Source organism: Gelidibacter mesophilus DSM 14095 (genome assembly GCF_000423005.1).
Lineage (GTDB): Bacteria > Bacteroidota > Bacteroidia > Flavobacteriales > Flavobacteriaceae > Gelidibacter > Gelidibacter mesophilus.
Map to the genome: position 1 here is coordinate 1 of NZ_AUHD01000033.1, position 5,968 is coordinate 5,968.

A 5,968-nucleotide genomic window follows, 5' to 3' on the forward strand; every position below is an offset into this window, starting at 1 on the left:
TTTTTTGTCAAAGTAGTGTTTTTCGAGTTTCGCAACAATTTGTAATTCAGTCAGATTTGAGTCATTCGCATATTTTTCAATTTCCGATTTAATGTCTTTTAAATTACTCATAAGTCTCATTTTTAACGGTTCTGCTCAATGAATGCCAACGGTTTTGTATAAGATTAGTGGCGTGTTTAAGCACCTAATTTAGCAAATAAACACCAGATAGAAAATCCGCGAGGATTTTCGTAAGTAGGCTAGGACTAGCCATTAATTTTATACGGTGTTGGCAACAGTTGTTTTACACATCTGCTATGTCAAATATTTTAATTTGATAAAGTGGAGACATATCTTGGACACATTGAATTAGTGAGTATTTGGCAATATTGGATTTACTTTTTCTAATTCTATCTTCCAAGTTGAGCTTACCTTTTTTTGATTTATAAGCCATAACATAAATAATCTCTTTGTTCTGATGAAATTTTTTCAAGAAATTGTCCTTATCAATTTTTATCGGATTTCTGTTATTATAGGTATCTACAATCGAAGCAAGATAGCCAGAACTACCTGAATTAAAATCATTCCAAAATCTATTTGCTGAAATTGTAATTTGATTTGCAACGTCTCTAATTTTGGCGTCAAAACCATCTTTAACGTGAATTAAATAAATTGAGTTTTTGTCCTCAAACATTATGTCGCAAAATTCAATATTATCAGGAAGCATTTTATCAAAAACGTGGTAATGTTTTAAACCTTTATATTTTAAATTATAATCGCCTTCGTCACTAATACTTGAATCCCAAGGAATGTTTATAAGGTCTTCTTTGAGAATGTTTTTATTTATTTGATTTATACATCTATCGTTAATACTGGTAATAAAATCATCTTTTACTTGATACCAATTACTATCAATAAGAAAAACTGGTTTTCCTTGATACTTAATTTCACACGTTATATGATGCAAAAACATTGCGTGCGTTTTCCATTTTTTTTCTTTATCCTTAAATCCATAAACTCTAACACCTAATAAAAATGTGCTAAACTCTCTTTGGTCATTTGGGTTATCCAAATTGTTAAACATATAATTTAAACATTGAGTATAAAGTTCATTTCTATTGGAAGTTTCAAAAAACGGTTTTTGTCTTCCTTTCGCTTTTAATTCGAAACGATTACACTCGTAAAATTCTTGAATTTTTGATGGATGAATAAAGTCTATATCAAACTTATAAGGAGTTGATGAACGAGCAGGACCAAATTTGTTAAACATATCATCTCTCAGCTCACTTAAAAGAATCTTCTTGAATTCGTCTTCCGTAGTTGTTTTGTCTTTTACTTTGGAAAAAGTAGAAATTGAAGTCGGCTTATGTTTTCTTTGGATTTCATTTATTTCTATGAAGAGTAAATGCAAAGATTTAAAGTCTATACTATGCTTTATATAGAAGTAAGAACCAATTTCGACATAAATCGTATCATTACTGAAATTTATAAAACTGAACGCGCTATTCTTTAAATCTTCCCTTAATTCTAAGTTTATTTTTGTAGGAATCTCTGTAAATTTTAATGAATCCAGTAATGTTTTTCCATTTCTGTAAATTCCACTTTGTTGAGTTAGAGTTCCAGAAATACCTCTTGCGGTAAGAGATATAACAATATCTTCTTGGGGAATAGTCAAATATTCATAAAATTCCAATCCGAAACGATGATTTAGGTATCTGGTTATAACTCTAATTCCACCACCGCCTACAATAGCGAATATATCGCCTTTAATTGAAGCGAAAAGAGCAAATGAAATTCTGAGAACATCAAAACTATGATTTTTTGCTATTGAAGAAGGCAAATAGTTTTTCCAATACGAGTCTTTTAAAGTTTCATTATACACATAGGAATAATAATCAACTCCATCTTGACTTATTTTTGGTATTTTTTTCCCTATTGATTTGGTGTCATCGACTAATTCTCGATGCTTATCTACAATAAAATTTATTATTTGTTCGGCATTTCCAAGGTTATTAAATTCGTGATGAGTTCTTTCGATTTGAAAAATCTTTATTTCTGAAAATTCTTTACTATCGAAAAACTTATTATTCATTCAATGTGGTTTTTTTTCAATTGTTGCCAACGTTTATGCATATGAGCTGTGGCGTGTTTCAGCACGAACCTCTCCAAATAAAAACTGGCTTTGGAAAATCCGTAGGATTTTCCAAGTGAGGACTGACCAAGCCATAGCTTATATGCGGTGTTGTGTGCAGTATTTTCTCTTCAGATTTAGTTTAATTTCTTCTAATTCAAAATCATTATTCAAGAATTTATCTATTGAGATTTTTCGTTCATCAAATAAGTATTTTGTTATTGTTTTGTATTCGAAATATTTAAAAGACGGATTATTTGAATTGTCTTTGTCACTACAAATATCCTGTAGCCCTTTTTGTTCGTCAAAAGAACTTTCGTTTGCAACAAAATCACAATATCCTTCATTTTTCCAATTTGGAAGTAATTTATATTTTAAAGTACCTAATTTATTTTCCAAAAGAGAATGAGTGGTTTCGTGAGCAATAACTCCACTTAATGTTCTTTCATTATTTTCTTTGTCATTTCTTGAAATCGAGTTTTTCGAAATGGAAGATTTAGAAAGAAAGATATTTTGTGTAAGTGGATAATTAACGGCAAATGCTTTTCTTGAAAACAGTGCGAAAAATGTAAATTCATTGAAATTGTTACAAAGAAAGATATCTTGATTTATTTCTGGGTTAAATAATTCAGAGCTTTTTAATAAATTTTCTGAATTGTCTAAAACGGATTTTAATTGCTCTAAATTAATTTCGTTAGAATGATAATGTACAGTAAAATTCTTATATTCTAAATTATTGGCAAAAAGAAATGATGGAAATATTAATATCAGAATATAGGTTAAGCTTACTCCTCCTAAAAACCAGTTTAATGTCTTTTTTGTTTTTTTCATAGTCATTTTTGTTTTTTTATATTGCACACAACGGTTTTGTGTATGATTAGTGGCGTGTTTAAGCACCTAATTTAGCAAATAAAAACTGAATAGAAAATCCGCGAGGATTTTCGTAAGTAGGCTAGAACTAGCCATTAATTATACACGGTGTTAGCAAACGTATTTTATTAATTTCAATATGCTAATTCAAGCACGATTATTTTCCTATTCAATTCATCGTTTAAATCAATATCGTAATTCAGCATAACTCTCGCAGTCGATTCAGGGAACAGAAATCCAGCACTTTTCTTTGTCTCATAGAATTCTTTGTGAAATTCGCCTTTATCTTTTATTGATTCCAACGCTTGTAAATATTTTCCAATATAATTAAAACTCGGTGAGTTCATTTCTCGGTTTATAATAGAATCATAATCAACTTCGGATATCTTTTCTCCTGAACTTCTGGAATAAAAATATTCAATTGTTCCGTCCAGATTTGTGTATTTATACCTCGATTTAACATAAGGAAATGGACTTTTTATAAAGTTTAAAGAATCTGATTCTATTTTGTCAAAAGTGCTATTCTTTAAAATCCAAACAGAATCTGGATATTCATACATTTCAAGCCGTAAATCACTTGCTTTAAATTTATTCCTTGCCTTTTCGGATATGCTTTTCAAATTTTCGTTTTTTTCATCACGTAATTCGGTTAAAAACTGTCGATAGGCATTTTCAGTATCCAAATTCGGATATTGTCTTTTTAGAAAATCATTTTCAAAATCGGAAACGAGAAAGTTTAAAGTAGCAACGTTTTCAATTCCTAAAACTTTGTCAAATTCAGAAGTTTGTTTTTCAGATTTTTTGTCTGCACAACTTATTATTAGCAATAAAAATATGAATGGTAGAAGTATTTTTGTTGGTCTGGTCATATGTTTGCTAACGTGATTGTGTATGATTAGTGGCGTGTTTAAGCACATAATTTAGTAAATAAAAACCGAATAGAAAATCCGCGAGGATTTTCGTAAGTAGGCGAGAACTAGCCATTAATTATACACGGTGTTGCCCATAGTACTTATTCCTTCCAGTTTTGAAGTCGGTCGAGATATAAATAACTTTCTACAAATTTTCTATGTTCTAAACTGGTCATTTTCTCCACTAAACTTAATGCAGAAATATAACTTGCTAAATTCCCATTCGATGAGCTAAATTTTCCGTCTTCAACAAAAGTTATCAAACTGTCATTTTGCACTTTTAAATTCGGATATTCCTTTTGTAAATCTTTTCCGCCACCAATCCACGTTACAATTTTATGTCCATCCGCAATTCCTGATTTTCCGATTAATTGAGCTCCAGCACAATTGCTCACAACATAATCAGTTTCTTTATTTTTCTCTTTGATAAATTTCACGATTTTTTCATTATGAACTTGTGCGTACATATCATATGCACTTGGAACGAATAAAGCTGTAAGTTTCGGACAATTCTCAAACGTATAATCAGGCACGAAATGCATTCCTTCTTCTGTTGTTATTGGACTTTCCGTTTCGGCAATTGAGATTACATTAAAAAGCTGTTTTCCATCTTCGGTTGGTTTTGCGAAAACGTCAGAAGTTGCGATTACCTCGCTTTGCAAAACTCCGTTATACATTAAAAGTCCAATTGTCGGCAATTCGGGATTGAAAGTTTTTAGATGTTTTGTCAGCGTATCAGTTTTCTGTTCAGTTTTTGTAATTTTAGGACTTTCAATCTTCATTTTTGATTTGTCGGTGTTGCAACTTGTCAAAATGGTCGCAAAAATCATTGTTATAAATCCAAATTTTCTTATCATTCTCGATTTTTTTTGTATTGTGGGCAACGTTTATGTATATGAGCTGTGGCGTGTTTCAGCACGAATTTCTCCAAATAAAAACTGGCTTTGGAAAATCCGCAGGATTTTCCAAGTAAGGACTGACCAAGCCATAGCTTATATACTGTGTTGTGCGCTGGCTTTTCCTCGGTTTAATTGCGTTTCTACTATCTTTTCCAATTCATTTTGTTTAAAATCAAACCAGTTTTGTCTATAGACCGAGTTGTCAATTCTGTTTTTAAAATTCTGAAATGGTTTTTTCCGTTCTAAAATATTTTCCAATTCCGCTTGAAATTGTTTGTCCGCAATTTGGGCGATAAAACGTTCGATAATCTTAAAAGACTCAGAACTTTCTAAAACCTCGATTTTTATAAGTTCCGCTTTGTTTTTCTTTACTTTTTTCAATTCCGCTCCGAAAGCATTACGAAATTCATCTTCGTCCGCAAGTTGCGCAAAGTTTGGTATCGCTATTATTTCGTCCGTTTTAGAATTGTAATAACAGTCATTTCCGCAATCTAATTCCTGCGCAATTTCATTTATTATTTTTGACATCGAGTTATTCATATCGAAAGAATGATTTTCTTATAATAGCTCACTTATTTTTAGAATTAGATTAACTCTTTTAATTTACGGTTAATTTCAATTAATCTTTCTACGGAATCCTGATGGTTATTTGTTAATGCACCTCTTGAGGCAGAATCTCTAACCTCATTAACCAATTCTGATATTTCCTCAATTCTTTTTAAGACAACCTCTTTTTCTATTCTTAATATTTCTTCTGGTTCCATATTTTTAAAACTTATTATTTCGATTGTTTCTATTGTTTTTATTGGCTTGCGCACAACGGGAGTCTGTGCATCAACTCAATTCGGACTAAAATTAATGAATCAATTGCTATTTAGAGAGCGGTTAAGGTAGTAATTTCTTTTGGCTTTAAAATATGGATTTGTATCGCCTAATAAAAGAAAGCTATCCATATAGTCCAAAATCCCTTCAAATAGGGTCGAAAGTTCAGGCACAAGCGTTTTCAGCCTGTTTTTCAATACCTCTGGTCCAAGAATGGACATAAGCCGAGTGAGGTTGTAACAGATCATCATCAGATTTACCTCGGAGAGTACATTTTGTTTCCCCCTCATCAAAGTATGGGTAAATCCCCATTGCCTTTTCAGCGTCCCAAACTGGTGCTCCGTTACCTGTTGCCT

The 5,968-nt window shown here is 31.3% G+C and carries 7 protein-coding genes; all 7 read right to left on the minus strand.

The window, feature by feature from the left end; genetic code table 11:
* Nucleotides 1-283 precede the first annotated feature (283 nt).
* Nucleotides 284-2,071 (minus strand): DUF6119 family protein, encoded by a 1,788-nt coding sequence (locus G525_RS0117580; protein ID WP_027127305.1) that lies wholly within the window; start codon nucleotides 2,069-2,071, stop codon nucleotides 284-286.
* Nucleotides 2,072-2,209: 138 nt separating this feature from the next.
* A complete protein-coding gene (locus G525_RS0117585) occupies nucleotides 2,210-2,941 on the minus strand; it encodes a hypothetical protein (protein WP_027127306.1) in 732 nt (243 codons plus the stop codon).
* 173 nt (nucleotides 2,942-3,114) lie between these two features.
* Nucleotides 3,115-3,849, minus strand: coding sequence for a hypothetical protein (locus G525_RS0117590; protein ID WP_157491976.1), 735 nt, complete (start codon nucleotides 3,847-3,849; stop codon nucleotides 3,115-3,117).
* Nucleotides 3,850-3,992: 143 nt separating this feature from the next.
* The gene (locus G525_RS0117595) at nucleotides 3,993-4,748 is read right to left on the minus strand and encodes a DJ-1/PfpI family protein (RefSeq protein WP_084647797.1); all 756 of its coding nucleotides are present in this window, start codon (nucleotides 4,746-4,748) and stop codon (nucleotides 3,993-3,995) included.
* A gap of 135 nt (nucleotides 4,749-4,883) precedes the next feature.
* Nucleotides 4,884-5,318, minus strand: coding sequence for a UPF0158 family protein (locus G525_RS0117600; protein WP_245577825.1), 435 nt, complete (start codon nucleotides 5,316-5,318; stop codon nucleotides 4,884-4,886).
* 56 nt (nucleotides 5,319-5,374) lie between these two features.
* On the minus strand, nucleotides 5,375-5,554 hold the full coding sequence (locus G525_RS0117605; RefSeq protein ID WP_027127310.1) for a hypothetical protein: 180 nt from the start codon (nucleotides 5,552-5,554) through the stop codon (nucleotides 5,375-5,377).
* Between the two features lie 99 nt (nucleotides 5,555-5,653).
* Entirely contained in the window at nucleotides 5,654-5,935 is a 282-nt protein-coding gene (locus G525_RS22915) for a hypothetical protein (RefSeq protein WP_425402526.1), read from the minus strand.
* Nucleotides 5,936-5,968: the final 33 nt, after the last annotated feature.

What these genes read in the sequence shown, in the direction of transcription:
- G525_RS0117580 (WP_027127305.1), bottom strand. Translation starts at nt 2,071, where the DNA reads ATGAATAATAAGTTTTTCGATAGTAAAGAATTTTCAGAAATAAAGATT.
- G525_RS0117585 (WP_027127306.1), bottom strand. Translation starts at nt 2,941, where the DNA reads ATGAAAAAAACAAAAAAGACATTAAACTGGTTTTTAGGAGGAGTAAGC.
- G525_RS0117590 (WP_157491976.1), bottom strand. Translation starts at nt 3,849, where the DNA reads ATGACCAGACCAACAAAAATACTTCTACCATTCATATTTTTATTGCTA.
- G525_RS0117595 (WP_084647797.1), bottom strand. Translation starts at nt 4,748, where the DNA reads ATGATAAGAAAATTTGGATTTATAACAATGATTTTTGCGACCATTTTG.
- G525_RS0117600 (WP_245577825.1), bottom strand. Translation starts at nt 5,318, where the DNA reads ATGTCAAAAATAATAAATGAAATTGCGCAGGAATTAGATTGCGGAAAT.
- G525_RS0117605 (WP_027127310.1), bottom strand. Translation starts at nt 5,554, where the DNA reads ATGGAACCAGAAGAAATATTAAGAATAGAAAAAGAGGTTGTCTTAAAA.